Here is a 17819-nt window from a genome sequence, read left to right on the forward strand (position 1 = left end):
ATGCCTGCCCATACCTGGTCGGCAAGTCCTGATGGCCACGTCACCTACGTCAGTGCCAGCACGCTTTCTTATATCGGGGAGCTCGCGGACAAGCCCGGACTTTTCCACGTACTGGACAATGCGGGCTGGCGTCGCGCCATACATCCAGACGATTATCCGCTCGTTATGGAGAAACGGCGATACTCTCTGCTGACGGGCGTTCCCTTCGACGCCGAATATCGGGTCCGCAGCCGGGATGGCACCTATCGCTGGTTTTGGCCCTTTGGGTCGCTCGCGCGCGATGGCCAAGGTCGCCTTGCCGGCTGGTATGGCACCATGATTGACATCGAAGAAAAGAAGCAGGCCGACGCGGCGCTGCGGAGCAGCGAGCGGCAGCTTCAGCAGCTTATCGATGCGGTGCCAGCGTTGATCTGGAGCACCACGCCCGACGGAACGCCGTCCTATGTCAACAAGCGATTCACCGACGTCACCGGCGCCACACTTGCGGACATCACTGCGCCGGATGGGTCACCGTCCTTGAGCGTCATTCATCCGGACGACAGGCCCTTCGCGGCACAGGCGGTCGCCCATTCATTTGCGACGGGCGTCCCCTACCTCTTGAGATATCGCCAGCTTCGGCGTGACGGCTCCTATCGTTGGACCGAGACCCGCGCAGAGGCATTGCGTGATGAATCTGGCGGCATTCTGCAGTGGTACGGCGTGAGCGTTGACATCGACGATCTCGTGACCGTGCAGGAAGCGCTGCGACAGAGCGAGCGGGAGCTTCAGCAATTGATCGACGCTTTGCCGGTCCACATATGGAGCTGGACGCCGACGGGCGAACTGGCTTACGTCAGCAAGAGATATCTGGAACATCTTGGCCTCTCTCAAGCGAATTTTGCAGATTTCGCGAAAGTGGTGAAAGAATTGATTCACCCCGAGGACAGCGCCGACGTGCAACGTACGGCAGAGCGCTGCCTCAAGACCGGCGATGCCTTCATGATGCGATATCGCCGGCGTTGCATGGATGGCAGCTATCGTTGGATAGAGGGCAGATCCGAGCCTTTGCGCGATCGTGATGGAACGATTGTGCGTTGGTATCACGTCTCCATCGATGTCGACGATGCGGTGCGCGCGCAGGGAGAACTGCGCCTCGCCTATGAGAACCTCGCACGCCAGAGCCAGGCTGCAAGCCTAGCGGAGCTCTCCGCCTCTATTGCACACGAGGTGAACCAACCTCTGGCCGCTGTCGTCGCCAACTCGCATGCCTGCCAGCGCTGGCTTACGGCGGACCCGCCAAACATAGAACGAGCACGCAGAACCGTCGACCGCATCATTCGTGATGCGAACGGCGCGGCGGATGTCGTGAGCCGTATTCGCGCCTTGTTCAGGCAGGCGGTGAAAACGGGAGGTAGCACGCTGCTGGGCAGCGTCATTGCCGAGGTCTGCGACCTCATGCCGATGAGGTGGCGCGGCGGCGCGCTCGCATCGATATTCGCATCGACGCGGATGTTCCCTCCGTTGCGGTCGATCGCGTCCAGATTCAACAGGTTCTTAGCAACCTCATCCGCAACAGCATGGACGCGATGGACCGGGCTGCGGGTGATAAGTTGATTCGGATACGCGCGCATCGGATGGACGATGCGGTTCAGGTCGAGATCAGCGATAGCGGTCCGGGTGTCGAGTTTCCCGATCGGATATTCCAGCCATTCTTCACGACGAAAGAGTCCGGAATGGGCATGGGACTGGCCATCTGCCGTTCGATCATCGTGTCTCATGGCGGGCGGTTGTGGGTCGAAGAGAACCAGCCACGTGGGGCGACGTTTATCTTCACATTGCCGCTCGAAGCGAAGCCAACGCGATGACGGCTGGCGATCACATTGTCTTCATCGTGGATGACGACGAGCGTATTCGCGAGGCGCTCAGCGAGCTGCTGGCCTCGCACGGCATCCACTCCATGACGTTCGGGTCGGCCGGCGACTATATCGACGCGGACAAGCCCGACGCCCCGGCCTGTCTTGTTCTGGACGTGGAGCTGCCCGACATCAACGGTCTCGATCTGCAGGGGCAGATCGCGGAGAGCGATCATCCGCCGATCGTTTTCATAACGGAACATGGCGACATCCCATCTTCAGTCCGTGCGATCAAGCGCGGCGCCCTGGACTTTCTGACCAAGCCCTTCAGCGACGAAGACTCATGACAGCGATCGAGGCGGCGATTGCGCAGGATCGCGTAAAACGATCGGATCGGGCCGAACTCGCTGCGTTGAGGCAACGTTACCTCAGTCTGACGCCGCGCGAGCGCGAGGTGCTGCCACTGGTCGTGAGCGGCCTGCTGAACAAGCAGGCCGCGGCGGAGCTGGGAATCAGTGAAGTCACGCTGCAGATTCATAGAAGGAATGTGATGCAGAAAATGGCGGCGGCTTCGCTTGCCGACCTCGTGCGCACCGCCGAGAAGCTCGAGATACCGGTTACCCACTCGCGTCGCGCAGGCGGGGACCGATCGTGAGCAAGGGGAGAGCCGTTATCGCGGTGGTGGACGACGATCCCAGGCTGATTGAGTCGCTGGAGGATCTCCTGGAGTCCGCCGGCTATCAGGCTCGCTTTTTCTCATCGGCGCATTCGCTCCTTGCCGGCGGATTCTCAGATGTGGACCTGCTCATTACCGACATTGGAATTCCCGACATCGATGGGTTCGAACTTCGGAATCTCGCCTTGAAGGCGCGGCCGGATCTGCCGGTGTTCCTGATCACCGGCCGGCACGAGATGGCGGACCAGAGCCGCGCTCAAGGCATAAGGGGATTGTTCCGCAAACCCTTTGATGGCCAAGTCCTGCTTGCGGACGTGGGCGATGCCTTGCGTGACAGAGACATGGAGCGGGACAATGAGAATTGACCAACCATCTCAACGAACATCGCTCTCTGCATCAATGCAACGGAGGAGCGATGCGGACCAGCCGCTCGTCATTATCGTCGATGATGATGCATCGGTTCGGGAGGCGCTATTTGAGTTGATTCTGTCGGCAGGCTTTGAGCCGATCGCCTTTGCCTCGCCACGAGAATTGCTCGATGCTGGTGATGTATTGGACCGTCCAGGCTGCCTCGTCCTCGACGTGCGGATGCCGGGAGCGAGCGGCCTCGATCTGCAGCGCCGACTGGCTCAAACCGGCAATGCCAAGCCGATCATATTCCTGACCGGGCATGGCGACATTCCAATGACTGTGCAGGCGATGAAGGCCGGTGCTGTCGACTTTCTTACCAAGCCCGTGCGGGACCAAACATTGCTGGATGCCGTGATTGCCGGCATCGCGATGGATGCCGCACGACGGCAGGACGCGATCGTCAAGAGCCATATCGAACGGTTCAAGAAGCTGACACCCCGTGAGCGTGAAGTGCTTCAGAAAGTTGCCAGCGGCCGCGTCAACAAGCAGGTCGCCTTTGATCTTGGGATCAGCGAGGCGACAGTGAAGCTCCATCGCGCCAACGTCATGCGGAAGATGCAAGCGACCTCGATCAGCGAGCTCATTCGCATTTGGGAGTCGCTACCCAAGTCCATAGGCGATGCCTGTGCGGACACTCGCGATTAACTCCGGTCGCACCATAGCAAGCCCGACACAGCGCAGGTCCTACTGCGCGCGCGATCGTGCGAGGGCGCAGCCGAAAATGCGCGCAGTAGAATGATTGCTGTTGCGGCCAAGATCGAGTCCGACGGCGAAGCCATCGCGTGGCGGCAGATGTTTCGATCGCAAAGATACCACTAAAAGCCTTAGACCGCGGCACCGCGGCGATCTTTTAAAGAGGGCATGGCTGAATCAGCAGGGACCGCGGCCAGTGGCGCCGCCAGTCCACTCGCACCACTGCACTCGGGAGCCTATACTTGCCGTCGAACGCTGGTTGGGGCCGACGTGATCGGAACAGCTCCAGTTGCTACAAACGGCGTTGTCACTCCAGTTGACCCATACGCTGGTGTTGCAGTGATTGACCCAAAAAGGTCCGCTGTAGTCGACCGATAGGCAGGTGGCATGAACTCCGACTGCTGAAGTTGCCAAGAAGAATCCGGCTGCCGTAAAGATTTTTGATAAGAAACGCATTTTCTCTCTCAACCAATATAATCGCTACTGCCTACCTCAGCGCCGGGATGGGTTCGTGTTCCGACGTTGAGATGCAATGAATCTTTACCTCGGAGGCGTCCAACGTGCTTGACCCATATGAGCTATCTGCGGACGCTGCGACGTTAAATGGATCGGCCAAGGCAGCGACTATCAGCGAAATGCTCTCATCCGCGAACGGTAAAGCCAGCGCATCACCGAAGGGACAGTCCTAGCCAATAGCCCGAGCATTAATAAGAGCGCTGACCAACCCTCGTTCCTGTGTGGGACGGCCGGAGCCTGCCAGTCGAATTTCGACGAAGGTGCGGAAAGCTGCAGCGCGTGACCTCGGTCCCGCGCCCATGCAACGATAGTTAGCCTGCTCCCCGAAATAGCCCAAATGGGTCATGCCCGGCTACCCGGTGCCCAATAGTTGTTGTTGCCGATTGAGGTAAAATCGTTGCAATCTACAGTTTCATCAAAGGCATCGGACGGTGGCCCGAACCTTCCCCCGGGGCGCCGTGGGGTGGGAATATTCGTCGCCGGGAATGTGGGATCTTTACAAGATAGAAGAAGCCTTCCGGGACGCCGCAATCGATCCCAGCCTTTGGACACAAGCCCTAAACTGCGTGTCCGAGCAGACCGAAAGTCGCGCCGCCCTGCTGTTGCCGATTCGCGGCAATCGGCTTCCCAACGCTCCTGTAAGCGACGGCGCCGCACGATCCACGGAGAGCTATTTCCGGGATGGATGGCACCTGCGCGACGAACGTCTTCTCGGCGTGCCGACCCTGCTGAGAACCGGCATCGCAGATGACCTCGATTGCGTGCCCGCCGAGTTGATCGCGAAGCATCCGTATTATCAGGAATTCCTGGCGCCAGCCGGTCTTCGCTGGTTCGCCGGCGTCAGGATGGGCATGGGTGACGATATTTGGTGCCTATCGATTCAGCGCGGCATCGACCAAGCCCCGTTTTCTCCCGAGGAGAAGGCAAAGCTCACCCAGCTTTCACGCTCACTCTCGACCGTCGTAACGTTCGCTCTGGCGCTTGGCTCCGCGGCTTCATCCGCTGTCCTGGACGCATTCGATGTCAGTCAAACCGCAGCTATTCTGCTCAATCGTCAGGCCGAGGTGATTCGAACCAATCGGACGGCCGATCGGCTGCTGATGGGAGAGGTCCGCATCTCCGGTGAGCGTTTGACCGCACCTGACACTGCAGCGACGGCCGCCCTTGACCGAGCCCTTCATCGATTGCTCTGGGCGCCGTCCGGCGCATCGCTGATGCCAGCCATTCCGCTGCCGCGAACCGGTCAAATGCCGATCTTGGCTTACCCATTGAAGCTGCCCAGCCTCAGCGCCAGTGCCATGGCAGCGGCACAGGCGGCCGTCGTCCTCATCGATCCATCCGCCCGCGGACGGCCGATTGAGACAAGTCTCCGGGCTGCCTTCCGATTGACGCCCGCCGCGGCCCGGCTTGCGACCTTGCTGGCATCCGGAGACCCGCTCGAATCGATTTGCGAGCAGCTCGGGATTTCCAAGGAAACCGGTCGCAATCAGCTTAAGAGCATTTTCGCAAAGACCGGCACTAATCGCCAGGCCGAACTGGTGCTCGCGATGGCCAAAATGCTCTGACCCTCGATGAATGGCGCACGCCGCAGGCATGGCAACGCATGACACAATGGAATCTGAACAAGATCGAGGAGTCGTTCGTTGCAGCGGCAATCGATCCGACCCGCTGGTCGGATGCTCTGCACTGTATCTCGACCGAGACGGGTGGCTGCGGCGCCATCCTGCTTCCTGTGACGGCGAATCCAATCCCGAACGTGCCCGTCACGGAGGAACTCGCCAGAGCGGCCGAGATCTATTTTCGCGACGGCTGGCATTTGCGCGATGTGCGTTACAACGTTTCCATCCCGAAATTTGTTCGAACGGGTCTGATCGACGATTTCGATTGCGTGCCTTCCGAAGAGATCGAACGTCATCCCTATTATCAGGAGTTCTTGGCGCCTGCCGGATTGCGATGGTTCGCCGGCGTGAGCATGCAGGCGGGTGACGATATCTGGTGCGTGTCGATCAACCGCAAGATCGATCAAGATCCATTCTCGCCCGATGAAAAGCGTAAGCTCGCGCAAATTTCGCGCGCGGTGTCGACTGCGGCCGTGTTCGCGCAGGCTCTCGGATTCGCTGCCGCTAACGCAACACTGGAAGCATTCGACGTAAGCGGTACAGCGGTCGTCCTGCTGGATCGGCAGGCCGAGGTGATCAGGACCAACCGCGCGGCTGATAACCTGCTGCGCGACGGAAGCGCTCGCGTGATCGGCCGGCGCCTTGTGGCTCAGGATCCGAGTGCGACGGCCGCACTGGGGCGCGCGCTGCATTCCCTCCTCTGGAGCAGCGCCGGATCGAGTCTGATGCCTGCCGTTCCCCTACCGCGCGAATCCAAGGCGCCGATCCTCGCCTACCCGCTGAAATTGCCGACCTTGAGCGCCAATCCATTGGGCACCGCTCAGGCTGTCGTCGTCTTGGTGGACCCAAGCGCGAAGCGCAGGACGCCCGAGGTCAACCTGCAGCGTGCGTTTCAATTGACGGCCGCCGAAGCGCGATTGGCGTCGCATTTGGCGGCGGGCGATCCACTCGATGCCGTTTGCGACCAAATCGGCATTTCAAAGGAAACCGGACGCAATCAGCTCAAGAGTGTCTTCGCGAAGACCGGGATCAATCGCCAGGTCGAACTGGTCTTGTTGCTGTCGAGAATGCTCTGATACCGACTACCTCCTGCACAGGGTAACGAGGAGTGCTTGAAGACTGGAGCGTCTATGTTCAAGACCTCCGACGCCGTGGCATACGGATTGGAAATCCTGCCGTATCATGCAATTTCTAGCGAGCCGGTTCTGTCGCATGACCCGTTTGGGTCATTACGAGAGGCATTGAGCTGATGCTATTCTTTTGCAGTCAGAGATTTGGCGTAATTCCATCTAAAGAAGATGCACTAACGCTCGCCCGGCGAGGCTCCAGAGTGGTCCGGTTATTAATAGCGCTTGCCGTTGCTTTGATCGTCCCAATGGATGCGCGCGCGGAAGAGGGTGGTTTCAGCGATCTCCGCGGGCCGTATTTTTGCTTGCGTTCGATCGCGTGTCGCGATCATTGCCCGACGAAGTACGACGATCATTGCTCATTCGCATGCAAGTCGTCTCTGACGCTTTGCCAGGCGTATAGGACAAAAAACAAGCTTGTCTTCAGAGCAGCATTGGTTGGCTGGGCGAGCGCGAGATCCTTGAGAGAGCACGAAAAGCAGGATCGAATACTGGAAGCCCGCCCGATCACCAGGGTCGGGGCGCTGCTTGAGGAATGCGAGAGCCGGCAGCCCTCGGAAAGAGAGGAGTGCGTCAATCTCGTCGGCGCTTGGGGATCGATGATGATTAGAAACGGCAGACAGTGGCGGACGGGGATGAAGGAGCGTCGGCCTGGAGCGGCCTGCGCAACAATACCCATTGCAGATGCCGACTTCGCGCAAGCATTCATTGAGTGGGCGAAGACGCATCCGTCAGAACGAGATCTCGACGTGAACGCCGGTCTTGACGCCGCGATCGCGACAGCCTGGCCCTGCTCAAAGCCGGATGCCGAGTAGGTCTTCTTGCGTTCCAATTCTATCAATGCATGTGCAGTAAGGCACCGCGATGATCAGGTTATCTACAGTGCTCGCCTTCGCGGTTGCATCGATCGTGCCGCTGGTGGCCTCTCGCGCCGAGAGTGATCGCTTCAATAATCCTCCTGCTTCGTATTCGTGTTTCCAATTCCCGGATTATTGCCTGAAAGACTACGCGAAGACGCATGACCGCGACGTTTACGACCTGTGCCTGCTTTCGGAGAGAATCTGTCGAACCCACCGATATGATTGGAAGCTGATGAGCGCCCGCCGAAAGGAAGGCCCTGCAGTCCCGAGCGACTGTTTTCCCGTCGTGTCGGTTGAGGACTTGCTGAAGCTGTGCAAGGGCGAAGAGGATTGGGAGAAGGACGCATGTCGCCAAAACGTGGCCACGCTGACGTCCCAAACAAATCTGCGCGGCAAGAACTGGCGCTCGTGGACCAAGAGCCATCTGCCGGTGTTCTGCCCAAAGGCGGAATCGATTTCCGATGCGGAGTACCTCAAGGCTTTCGTTGACTGGGCGGAGAAGCATCCGTCACAGAAGGACCTTAATGCGGATGCCGCCATGATAGAAGCGACCGTGGCGGCGTGGCCATGCCAAAGCGCGACGGTCAAGAGGAGACGTTCGCAGTAGTCTACAGGTACCAGAGCAGTTTTTTTGCGCGGCAAGCCCAAATGCACGCATGAGAGCTCTTGTTAATCAGCGATGCGACAACTATCAATTGATGCATGAAATCCATCCGCGCCCACCACTCGATATGCCGTCCTCGCTGATTAGCGCGGGGCAGCACGGGTGTGCGGGAGGGATTTATACCCCCTTAGGCAGCAGATGGCTGTTCGCGGGCCGGTTCGAGTCCGGCGCCCCGTACCATATCATCGATAAATTCGTACGCGCTCGTTTGCAGTGAAACGCGCCTCTTGCAGCCGCGTGGCGCGAGCAATGCGACGTAGCGCCGCTGCGTGGGGTCGGCCGTGAATCCAAGAACGACTACGTGTAGGGAGCCGTGCGCCGCATTGGGTGGTGGGCCAGAGCGCTTGCATGCGCCCTTCTCGGAAGCGCGACCAAAGGCCATTGCCTCGCAGGTGAAGCGCCCCGCGAGGCAGCGCGATCGTATGCGCACGCTTGGCTGCCAATGCATAACCTTGACCCCTCCCATCCGAGCTGTACGCTGCCGAATCTGCTCGCGACAATCGTTGGTGCGAACAATGGACGAAAACGGTCGCCACCTCCTGCACGAGTTTATGACCGGTCAGCGACCTCGACCGAAGCCGAACAAATGGGTCAACGGCACGCTTTGGATGCTGATATTGCTCCTCCTCGGGGCGCTGGCTTATTTGTTATCTGGAGAGTTCTCTCAGACTCGGCGCGAACAACCTGGCGGGCTCAATTCGAAAACCCAGGCTCGCTGAGCAGCCGGAAAGGAAAAGCCAGGCCATGCGCATAGCAAGCCTGGTCGGGCATCATACGTTCTGTCCCCACCTGATCGTCGTGAATGATGTTCGGCCAGCGACGCTGCGAAAATTCTGAGCCTCGCCGGCGCGCTTAGGCGGTGGAGGCGTGGGCGCAGCATCACCAGCCGGGGCCAGCATTGAAGACGACATCGGCACACCATGAGGAAAGAGCGTCGCGGGTGTAAGCGTGGAAGACACATGACCCAAATGGGTCATCGGCAGATTTGCTCCGCGCAGCCCATGTCGCATTCTTGCAACTGTCCAGGAAATTTCCGCACCGCGCGCGGCGGATAGCCCAAATGGGGGAAGTCGCCAAAGATGAGGTCGCGCACCCTTACCTAATTCAGGACCGCAGATTTCCTCTGTGGGGGCCAAGACGGCGCCAAAGCGCCGTCGACGTAGGGGAGAAATATGAACTTCGGACTTAAGACGCTTGCTTTATCTGTTTCCTTGATCGGTTTCACTTTCCCCGCAAATGCACAATCCTTCTCCAATGTCGTATTTTTCGGCGATAGCCTGACGGATACGGGCTGGTTTCTTTACAGGCCTTTCCTCTCCGGCACCGGGCACCCACCGTCTGGGTTTGGAAGTGGTGTGGCACCTTCCGGCGCGGGAACATGGACCACCAACACCGATCCGGGTTGGGCCCAGATTTTTGCGAACAAGTTCGGTTACTCGGCGACGCCCGCGGACACCCCCGGCACCGGCGGCAACAACTGGGCGATCGGCGGTGCACGCGTCATCGCAGGCTACTACAACACCTGGTCGAGCCAACAGCAGCTAGCGGCCTACCTGGCAAGCAACGGTGGCGTCGCCGACCCGAATGCCCTCTACACCTATTGGATTGGTGCCAACGACCTGAAAACCACCACAACCGCATTCGGGCCTTATCCCGGCAACATCGTCAGTCCGTCGAACGTTGCGCAGCTTACGACATTGGCCGGGCAGACCGTCAGTCAGATTTCCGCCCTCGCGGCTGCTGGGGCGCGCTATATCCTCGTTCCCAACGCCCTGGGTTACACGCCCACGGGAGCGGCTGCGATGGGCATCCCCTATAATGCGAACACCACCGCCTCGCGCAACCTGTATAGTCAGCTCGTTTGGGACGGTCTTGCCACCAATCACGTCAATTTCATTCCGGCCGACATTGCCGCGCTTTGGAATTACGTTCTGACCAATCCCGCGCCATTTGGAATCACTGTCACCAACTGGAACACGCCGGCTTGCGGGAGCGTGAATTCATTCCAATGCACCGCCGCAAATTTGGTCACGCCCAATGCGAACAAGACGTACTTCTGGGCGGATGGTCCTTCCGCACCCGACGGTGGCGGTCATCCGACCGGAGCGGTCCAGCAAATCGAAGCTGATTATTTCTACAGCCTTGTGGTGGCGCCGAGCGAGATATCGTTCCTGGCCGAAGCGCCGCTCAAGACCCGTGAGCGCGTAATCAATTCGGTCTACAACCAGATTCCGCTCTCCTACGCCACGCCGGGAGCTTTTCACGGCTGGGTCAGCGGCGATGTGTCCTGGCTGAAGATGACCAACAACGCGGCCGGCTTTCCCGACGACCCCGGCACTCCGCTTGCCGCGACTGCGGGTTTTGACTACGCGATCACTTCGAACTGGCTGGTGGGCGCGGCATTTTCCGGTCTGACGACGACGCAGTCCTTCAGCCTGGGTGGCAATTATAGGCAGGATGAGTTCGCCATCAGCCTCTACACGGCCTATCGCCACAGCGCCTTGTGGGCCGACGCGATCGTGAGCTGGGGTACGCTGCACGACGCGGTGAACCGACAGATTCCGCTGGGCATCAGCACGCAGTCCAACCAGGGTAGCACCAACGGCAGTAACGTTTCACTTGCCGGCGAAATCGGTTACGACTTCTCGACCCCGATCGGTGGCGCGGCGGCGGCCAGCCCAGGACTTTCATACAAGGCGCCGGCTCCTCAGCCACTGGTGCTGACCCATGGACCAATCGTCGGCGCGATCCTGCAGCAGGTATACATCGACGGCTTCACCGAGACCAATTCGAGCGGCGCACCGACTGCATTGTCGTTCGGATCGCAAACGCGCAACTCGGCGGTGAGCGAGCTCGGCTATCAGGCGAGCCTGAGATATGGCATCTGGGAACCCTACGCCAAACTCGTCTGGGACCACGAATGGGCCGATCTCAATCGATTGGTGACTGCCTCGCTTACATCAGTCGTGGCACCTAGCTACACGATGCCTGCGGTCATCCTCGGGCGTGATTGGGCAACCGGCACCATCGGCACGCGCGTCAGGCTCGCCAGCAATGTCAGCGGCTATGCGGCGATCACTGCTGAAATGGGCCAAAGCAATGCGATGATCTATGGCGGCCAGGTCGGCGTCAACGTCGCGTTCAATCCGCCTGCATCCCGATAAGGTGACAACCGGTTACGTTCCAGGAGCAGTGCGAAAAGCGCGAATTGTGCAATGGCGGTCTTTGCTCGGTGCCTGCGAGCATTGACCGATCATTGAAGACCGCTGAGAAGCAGTGTTCGGGACGCGACTCGCTGTTGGGCCTACAGATGCCGGAATGGCCCGGTCGAAACCGTGACGTTCTTCTAAGTCCCTGCGGGTAAGCCGCCCGCCGGTGCTAGACTAGCGAAGCACGAGCTTAGCCAATACGGCGACCGGCTCGCTCTGCCGGGAGACACCCACCTTGGAGAATACGCGCTTGAGCACGGTGCGGGCCGTTTCTTCGGCGATGCCCAGCCGCTCGGCGGCCTCTTTGGGCGGCAGACCCGACCCCACGAGGGCCGCGATCCGCGCTTCCCCTAGAGTCAGCCCAAGCACGTCGCGCACGACGGCGGGATCTGCGGGCTCATCGAGCTTTTGCTCGATCGCAAGTACGATGGCGCGTGTATGGGTGAGAAACTGCTCCGTCAGGCTGCTTCGCATCGCGACCGGAAGCAGATAGACCACCAGCCGACGGTCTACGCCGGTGGAATGAACGAAAATGGGCTTTGGATCATCGATCAGGTCACGCGGATCTCCGCGGAGCGTACGCGCGACTGCCTCGTCGATCGTCTCGCGGACAGCGCCAGAGCCGATGCGCAACCGCTCCCGGACAAGCTGCAGTTGATCTCCGACCAGCCGCTGCCCGGCCGGATTGGAGAAGACGACGCGCCCAAGCGAATCGAGCGCGAAGACGCCAATCCCGATGCGGGCCAGCGCTTCGCCGAGACCCAGCCTCGCGAGTTCAGCATCCAAGAGCCGAATCGAAAGGCGTAGAGATTTTTCGACATGTCGACCGATTCGGCCGAGCGTTTCGAGTTCGTCGTCGGAATATTCGGATCGATGCGCGTGGCGTTGCATGCTGAGGATAACGCCAACATGCGGGTCGGGCGATACGGCGACGCATCCAAACGGTCCAAGGCCGTGCTGCGCCCTGAACTGAATGAAGAAAGGATCGCTCAACACCTCTTCTTTCGACACGATATGCCGATTGGTGAAGGGCTCGCCATTGAAGAAGTACCCGCGCTCCAGGGCCCGGGCAGCCGCTAGATCGCGACGCGTCCAACCGCTCTCTTCGTAATCCCTTTGCGCTTCGACGAGGCGTTCGGAGACCATCGTACCATAGGAACCATCGTCCCGGCGCCAGAGCAGCACCGCCCCCACATCCCGGAAGCAATCCGCAATCGCACCCAGCGCTCGCGGCCACTGCAACGGATCCGGTGCTGCATCATAGATCGCTTCGACGGCCCTCAGAAGCCGTCCTTCCGAGGACGACTTATTCACCCGAACCGTCTCCGGTTCGTGCCAGCGTGCGACATTAGAGCTTTACCCCCGCCACGTCGTCATCAGCGTAATCGAGGCCAGCTACTTCCGCCAGCCCTGGCGACCCATCATTGGGTGAGGGGATAGGCCCATCCGCTCGACCGCGAGGAGGTCAACCCACGAGCTAATGGCCCGCTGATCAGCGTAGCACCAGCTTCGTCAACAAAGTAGCCAACTCGCTTTGACGCGACACGCCGACCTTTGCGAATACGCGCTTGAGCACATTGCGGGCCGTGTCTTCCGCGATTCCGAGCCGCTCAGCAGCCTCTTTGGGCGGCAGACCCGCTCCAACTAGGGCCGCGATCCGCGCTTCGCCGAGCGTCAGCCCGAGCACGTCGCGGACGACGGCGGGATCGGCGGGCTCATCGAGCTTCTGCTCGATCGCGAGCACGATGACCCGCGTGTGGGTGAGGAATTGCTCGGAAAGGCTGGTTCGCGTCGCGACCGGCAAGAGATAAACCACCAGCCGGCAGTCTGCGCTGGTTGAATGGACGAGAACGGGCTTCAGGTCATCGATCAGGTCGCGCGGATCGCCGCGCAGCGTCCGCGCGAGAACCTCGTCGATTGTTTTGCGCGCGGCGCCGGAGCCGATCCGCAACCGGTCCTGGACAAGCTGTAGCTGGTCTCCGATGAGCCTCTGCCCGGCGGGATTCGAGAATACCACGCGCCCCAGCGAATCCAGGGCGAAGACGCCAATCCCGATGCGGGCCAACGCGTCGCCAAGCCCGAGCTTGGCGAGTTCGGCATCCAACAGCCGGATTGAAAGGCGCAGCGATTTCTCGACATGTCGGCCGACGCGGCTCAGAATTTCGAGTTCGGCATCGGAATATTCGGATCGATCTGCATGGCCTTGAATGCTGAGGACAACGCCAATATGCGGATCCGGCGATACCGCTACCCCTCCGAACGGTCCAAGACCGTGCTGTGTCCTGAACTGGACGAAGAAAGGGTCGCTATGAATCTCGTCCTTCGACACGACATGACGATTCGTGTACGGCTCGCCGTTGAAGAAATAGCCGCGCTCCGTGGCTCGGATAGCCCCTATATCGCGTCTGGTCCAACCGTTTTCTTCATAATCCCTTTGCGCTTCGACGAGGTTCGCGGAGACAATCGTGCCAACTGAACCGTCATCCCGGAGCCAGCCTAGCAGCGCACCGACATCTCCGAAGCAATCCGCAATCGCGCCCAGCGCTTCCGGCCACCGCGACGGATCAGGTGCTGCATCATAGATGGCTTCGATAGCCTTCAGCAGCCGGCTTTCCGACGGGGCCGTATTCACGAGAACCGCCTCCGGACAGCACGGATGTCCTCCATCAGGCAAGGCCATTGATCAAGGGCCAACACGACTTCACCGAACCGGGCTTTTGCCCGTTCGAATTGCATAATTTTTGCGCACACCGAGAAAGCCCCCGCCAGCAATCAATCAGCCCAATCCAGATTGTCGGTCATTGCATACCACAAATGGGGGATGCTCACACCTGCACGGATTCGCGAAATAGGGGCTTAGCTCTGGGATTGACGTGTCGCGGCAATTGCATGGTTAACCAATCGATCGAGCTTTCTGGGATTTCGCGAGTCCATGCCAGATTGGGTGAAGCGGCGGTCGACCCGAGCAGATGGAAAGACCTGCTGGAGGAGATGTGCCGCGCCATAGGCGCTGAGGGCGCCAGTCTCCGACAGGCGGGAATTCGCACCTCCGACGTTCCCTATACCGCTTCGATGGAGGACCTGACCAAGGTCTACTTCAAGGAAGGTTGGCACCTCCGGGATATACGCGTCCCGCGCGTCCGTAGGCTGTTCGCCTCTTCCCGTCCGATCGCCCCAGCCTTCTGCGACGCCGACATATTCGGCTACGACGAAATTCAACACCTGTTCCGCAAGGACGCCTATTTCAACGACTTTCTCCGGCTCGGAAAGCTGAAATGGGGAGGTTGGATCCGATTCACGGTCATGGGGCATCCTTGGCTGGTCGCTTTTCAGCGGACCGACGCTCAGGGGCCGTTCGAACGGGACGACATGCTTCGACTGTCGCCGCTTGCGCAAGCCCTTGCTGAGGTTGCCGACTTATCCGCTGCAGTGGGACGGTCCGTGCTCAGCGGTGTGTTGGACAGTCTAAATCTCGTTCAGATGCCCGCGCTGGCGCTGGATCGAAACGGCCTCGTTTTGGGCGTCAACTCGGCCGCCGATGCTGTCTTCGACTCCGATTTTCGGGTCCACAATTCCCGTCTGTTCATCCGCGACGGCAAGGCGTGTGCGGCGCTCGAGCGCATGACGTCAGATCGCGCAGGCGACGGCGACCTTCATCCGCGCACGAAAAGTCGAGTGGGAAATGTCATCGTTGCCAGGCGCGAGACCAAGAAACCAATTCTGTTGAAACTGCTGCCGGTCCCTGGGGCGGCGAGCGCTCCCTTTCTCGGAGCGAAATTCATCCTCACCTTGACGGACCTGGCGGCCGTGCGACGGTCATCCCCGGACGTCCTTTCGGAAGCGTTCTCGCTGACCGCAGCGGAAGCCAAGGTCGCATCGATGATCGCGGCCGGATCGTCTCCCGAGGAGATCGCAGGCGAGCTGCAGGTCTCCCGGGAAACGGTGCGGAATCAAATCAAGGCGATCTTCGGCAAAACCGGGACCCACCGGCAGAGCGAGCTCGCCGCCTTGCTATCCCGAGTCCAACGCTAGTTTCGCGTATTGAGCATCTCGCCCGTAGCCGGGATGCTCTCCGAGAGATTGCAGCTTCAGCGGGTCGGTCGATCGGGCTTATTTCTCGCGCTGCTCGTTCATGTTGCGCTGATCGTGCATGCGGTCGCCGGGCGAATATTCGGAGGCGCCTTTGCTGGTGCCACGCGACATCCCGGTGGTGTTCTTGTCCTGCATGCGATCGCCCGGGCTATATTCCGATGCGCCTTTGCCGGTGTCGGTCGTCGAGTTTTGCATCTCGTGACCAGGTGACGTGCTCGATGCTCCCTTTTCCGCCGCATCTGCAAAAGCCCCGGTTCCAAGCAGCACCGCGGCCGCGACGATGAGCGTCTTCTTCATCGGTGTTCTCCATTGCTGGGCAAGTGCCCGACAACGAAGCGGTCAGGGGCTTGTTCCCAACGGTTCGGGAAACTTGATCGCGGGGAGATCACGAAGATGCACAACAAAGAAACAATTCGCAGGTTCGGAAAACTCCTCCGCGATCTCGCGATAAAGCGACGCTTCGACGTCGGATGCCGCACGGATTCGTGAGGATAGATTGCCGTCCCATGCTTCGCTCTTGCTTACGCGGAACTCGGTAAGCGCTCGCGCAAACCAGCCCGCGCGGGAAAATTCCTCCGCCTGCGGCAGGCAGTCGGCCTCGAATGCAAAGCGTGGTTCATCGTGGACATCCAGGACAAAGATGGGGCGCTGTGCGTGTGGCATGATGAGTCCTTCCTCCAGCGTACGGACTGTCTCGCTAATCCGAGCTGACCGCTGCCGTGAAACTGCGGTCCACGGCTTTGCCGATGTCGAGCTGCTTGCTCAGAATGCCGTAGCGCGTCGCGCGATCGGATGCCTGCTGCACCTCCTTGACGATGTCGTCGTCGATCGCGATCGGGCTGGTGTGTTGTGCCGTGTAGGCCGCAAGCAACACGTCCTCGGGCAGCTTCGTCAGCTCGGCGGTGTTCCTGGCGTACTCCGTTACATGATCGAGCGACCACAGTCGTGCCTTGTTCAAGCGCTGCACGAGATCGGCCACTGCCTCGCGTTTGGTCGCGATCGCGCTGTCCGACGCCACGATGAAGGTGATCGTCGGCGTCAGCCCTGCGCCATCAGCCACGACGCGCGCATTGTCCTTCAACTTGGCAAAGGAGACATAGGGCTCCCACACCGCCCAGCCATCGATCGAGCCTGCAAGCAGCGCGACCTTGGCGTCGACGGGACCAAGTGGCGCGAAGGTTGCATCCGCGATCTTGCCACCGTTCTTCTCCAGCGTGGCGTCAATCAGGAACTGGCCCCAGCCGCCGCGCGTCCCCGCAAGGCGCTTTCCCTTGAGGTCGGCGGATGATTTGATCGGTGAATCCTGGCGCACCAGGATCGCCTGGGTCCTGGGATCGGAGCGCGTCCCCCCGACCGCTTTGATCGGCGCGCCCGTAGCGTAGACCGAGAGGAAAGCGAGATCACCGGTATAGCCGACATCGAGTGCGCCGGCGTTGAGCGCTTCCAGAATGGGCGCGGCGGCCGGGAATTCCGACCACTCGATTTTGTAGGGCAAGTCCTTTGCTAATCCGGAAATTTCCAGCAGCGAGCGATTGCCGCCCTTCTGGTCGCCGACGCGGAGCACGATGTCGTCGGCCGCAAATGCGGTGATGGCCGTGCACAGCGAGAGCGTCGCGGCAAGCAGCGCGGCGATGGCGTTGTGCGGCATGTTGCGCGCCATCGGGTTCGGTTGGATCGTCCGTCTAGCGCGCGTGCCCATGATCCATACCTGTCTGCCGCATGTCCTCGTGACATGATGAGGAACGTGCGGGGAGTCTATGAGCCGCCCTCACGCAGTCAATGAAATGACCAACCGAATTGGCACGGGCGCGAACAATGAATGTGTCGTCATCGGCGCGTGCCTTAGAAGGCGATATGCGCGAGTTGCTCGGATGCTGAGGACCTATGCAACGACATGCGCGACGAATCGCGAGATCGCGCCGGTGAGGATCGAAAATCCTTTCATCGCCATTGTGGGCGGCGGTGGAGACAATCCATCGCCGACGCGCAACATTCGAAATTCCATTTCATTGACGATGGTGCGACCGCACCGCATCATTTGCGTGTTGAACTGATCGGCGAGAAACCGCCAGGCGGAACGCTTACTCTGAACGAAGCTCCATGAGTTGAGGGTGCGCAAC

Annotated in this window: 16 protein-coding genes, 1 tRNA gene and 1 pseudogene; 14 read left to right on the forward strand and 4 right to left on the reverse strand. The window is 60.1% G+C overall.

Annotation, left to right across the window (positions count from 1 at the left end; all coding sequences use genetic code 11):
- From P6U23_RS02320 to P6U23_RS02370, 11 genes and pseudogenes are all read left to right on the forward strand, one after another.
- Positions 1–1593: a PAS domain-containing protein gene (locus P6U23_RS02320; RefSeq protein WP_407178000.1), complete on the forward strand. Its 1593-nt coding sequence runs from the start codon at positions 1–3 to the stop codon at positions 1591–1593.
- Entirely contained in the window at positions 1566–1844 is a 279-nt protein-coding gene (locus tag P6U23_RS02325) for a sensor histidine kinase (protein ID WP_407178001.1), read from the forward strand. The genes P6U23_RS02320 and P6U23_RS02325 overlap by 28 nt, the downstream gene beginning before the upstream one ends.
- Positions 1841–2487 (forward strand): annotated as a pseudogene (locus P6U23_RS02330) (response regulator transcription factor). Before P6U23_RS02325 ends, P6U23_RS02330 begins: the two are co-directional and overlap by 4 nt.
- The gene (locus P6U23_RS02335) at positions 2484–2873 is read left to right on the forward strand and encodes a response regulator (protein WP_407178002.1); all 390 of its coding nucleotides are present in this window, start codon (positions 2484–2486) and stop codon (positions 2871–2873) included. The pseudogene P6U23_RS02330 and the gene P6U23_RS02335 overlap by 4 nt, the downstream one beginning before the upstream one ends.
- On the forward strand, positions 2863–3564 hold the full coding sequence (locus P6U23_RS02340) for a response regulator transcription factor (protein WP_407178003.1): 702 nt from the start codon (positions 2863–2865) through the stop codon (positions 3562–3564). Before P6U23_RS02335 ends, P6U23_RS02340 begins: the two co-directional genes overlap by 11 nt.
- A gap of 1130 nt (positions 3565–4694) precedes the next feature.
- A complete protein-coding gene (locus tag P6U23_RS02345) occupies positions 4695–5693 on the forward strand; it encodes a helix-turn-helix transcriptional regulator (protein WP_407178004.1) in 999 nt (332 codons plus the stop codon).
- Between the two features lie 38 nt (positions 5694–5731).
- Positions 5732–6823: a helix-turn-helix transcriptional regulator gene (locus P6U23_RS02350; protein ID WP_407178005.1), complete on the forward strand. Its 1092-nt coding sequence runs from the start codon at positions 5732–5734 to the stop codon at positions 6821–6823.
- Positions 6824–7122: 299 nt separating this feature from the next.
- A complete protein-coding gene (locus P6U23_RS02355) occupies positions 7123–7689 on the forward strand; it encodes a hypothetical protein (RefSeq protein ID WP_407178006.1) in 567 nt (188 codons plus the stop codon).
- 67 nt (positions 7690–7756) lie between these two features.
- A complete protein-coding gene (locus tag P6U23_RS02360) occupies positions 7757–8341 on the forward strand; it encodes a Rap1a/Tai family immunity protein (RefSeq protein WP_407178007.1) in 585 nt (194 codons plus the stop codon).
- Positions 8342–8486: 145 nt separating this feature from the next.
- Positions 8487–8578, forward strand: a tRNA-Ile gene (locus P6U23_RS02365).
- Between the two features lie 992 nt (positions 8579–9570).
- Positions 9571–11562, forward strand: coding sequence for an autotransporter domain-containing protein (locus P6U23_RS02370; protein ID WP_407178008.1), 1992 nt, complete (start codon positions 9571–9573; stop codon positions 11560–11562).
- 219 nt (positions 11563–11781) lie between these two features.
- Here P6U23_RS02370 and P6U23_RS02375 read toward each other — a convergent pair whose 3' ends face one another.
- Positions 11782–12393 (reverse strand): helix-turn-helix transcriptional regulator, encoded by a 612-nt coding sequence (locus P6U23_RS02375; RefSeq protein WP_407178009.1) that lies wholly within the window; start codon positions 12391–12393, stop codon positions 11782–11784.
- 33 nt (positions 12394–12426) lie between these two features.
- Here P6U23_RS02375 and P6U23_RS02380 point away from each other — a divergent pair, with 33 nt between their 5' ends.
- Positions 12427–12687 carry a hypothetical protein gene (locus P6U23_RS02380; RefSeq protein WP_407178010.1) on the forward strand — a complete coding sequence of 87 codons (261 nt, stop codon included), beginning with the start codon at positions 12427–12429 and terminating at the stop codon, positions 12685–12687.
- A gap of 412 nt (positions 12688–13099) precedes the next feature.
- On the opposite strand, the gene P6U23_RS02385 is transcribed toward P6U23_RS02380, so the two are convergent.
- Entirely contained in the window at positions 13100–14239 is a 1140-nt protein-coding gene (locus P6U23_RS02385; RefSeq protein WP_407178011.1) for a helix-turn-helix transcriptional regulator, read from the reverse strand.
- Between the two features lie 47 nt (positions 14240–14286).
- Between P6U23_RS02385 and P6U23_RS02390 the strand changes: the two genes are divergently transcribed.
- A complete protein-coding gene (locus P6U23_RS02390; protein WP_407178012.1) occupies positions 14287–15639 on the forward strand; it encodes a helix-turn-helix transcriptional regulator in 1353 nt (450 codons plus the stop codon).
- 78 nt (positions 15640–15717) lie between these two features.
- On the opposite strand, the gene P6U23_RS02395 is transcribed toward P6U23_RS02390, so the two are convergent.
- Positions 15718–15996 carry a hypothetical protein gene (locus tag P6U23_RS02395; RefSeq protein ID WP_407178013.1) on the reverse strand — a complete coding sequence of 93 codons (279 nt, stop codon included), beginning with the start codon at positions 15994–15996 and terminating at the stop codon, positions 15718–15720.
- Positions 15997–16396: 400 nt separating this feature from the next.
- On the reverse strand, positions 16397–17347 hold the full coding sequence (locus tag P6U23_RS02400; RefSeq protein WP_407178014.1) for an ABC transporter substrate-binding protein: 951 nt from the start codon (positions 17345–17347) through the stop codon (positions 16397–16399).
- Positions 17348–17593: 246 nt separating this feature from the next.
- Here P6U23_RS02400 and P6U23_RS02405 point away from each other — a divergent pair, with 246 nt between their 5' ends.
- Positions 17594–17803: a hypothetical protein gene (locus P6U23_RS02405; protein ID WP_407178015.1), complete on the forward strand. Its 210-nt coding sequence runs from the start codon at positions 17594–17596 to the stop codon at positions 17801–17803.
- Positions 17804–17819 lie beyond the last annotated feature (16 nt).

It is taken from the genome of Bradyrhizobium sp. STM 3562 (genome assembly GCF_045571435.1).
Lineage (GTDB): Bacteria > Pseudomonadota > Alphaproteobacteria > Rhizobiales > Xanthobacteraceae > Bradyrhizobium.

Excerpts from the sequence above, each read along its gene's own strand:
- P6U23_RS02380 (WP_407178010.1), top strand. The coding sequence starts at position 12,427 with ATGTCGACCGATTCGGCCGAGCGTTTCGAGTTCGTCGTCGGAATATTC.
- P6U23_RS02350 (WP_407178005.1), top strand. The coding sequence starts at position 5,732 with ATGACACAATGGAATCTGAACAAGATCGAGGAGTCGTTCGTTGCAGCG.
- P6U23_RS02395 (WP_407178013.1), bottom strand. The coding sequence starts at position 15,996 with ATGAAGAAGACGCTCATCGTCGCGGCCGCGGTGCTGCTTGGAACCGGG.
- P6U23_RS02400 (WP_407178014.1), bottom strand. The coding sequence starts at position 17,347 with ATGCCGCACAACGCCATCGCCGCGCTGCTTGCCGCGACGCTCTCGCTG.
- P6U23_RS02325 (WP_407178001.1), top strand. The coding sequence starts at position 1,566 with ATGGACCGGGCTGCGGGTGATAAGTTGATTCGGATACGCGCGCATCGG.
- P6U23_RS02355 (WP_407178006.1), top strand. The coding sequence starts at position 7,123 with ATGGATGCGCGCGCGGAAGAGGGTGGTTTCAGCGATCTCCGCGGGCCG.
- P6U23_RS02340 (WP_407178003.1), top strand. The coding sequence starts at position 2,863 with ATGAGAATTGACCAACCATCTCAACGAACATCGCTCTCTGCATCAATG.
- P6U23_RS02320 (WP_407178000.1), top strand. The coding sequence starts at position 1 with ATGCCTGCCCATACCTGGTCGGCAAGTCCTGATGGCCACGTCACCTAC.
- P6U23_RS02370 (WP_407178008.1), top strand. The coding sequence starts at position 9,571 with ATGAACTTCGGACTTAAGACGCTTGCTTTATCTGTTTCCTTGATCGGT.
- P6U23_RS02405 (WP_407178015.1), top strand. The coding sequence starts at position 17,594 with ATGCGCGACGAATCGCGAGATCGCGCCGGTGAGGATCGAAAATCCTTT.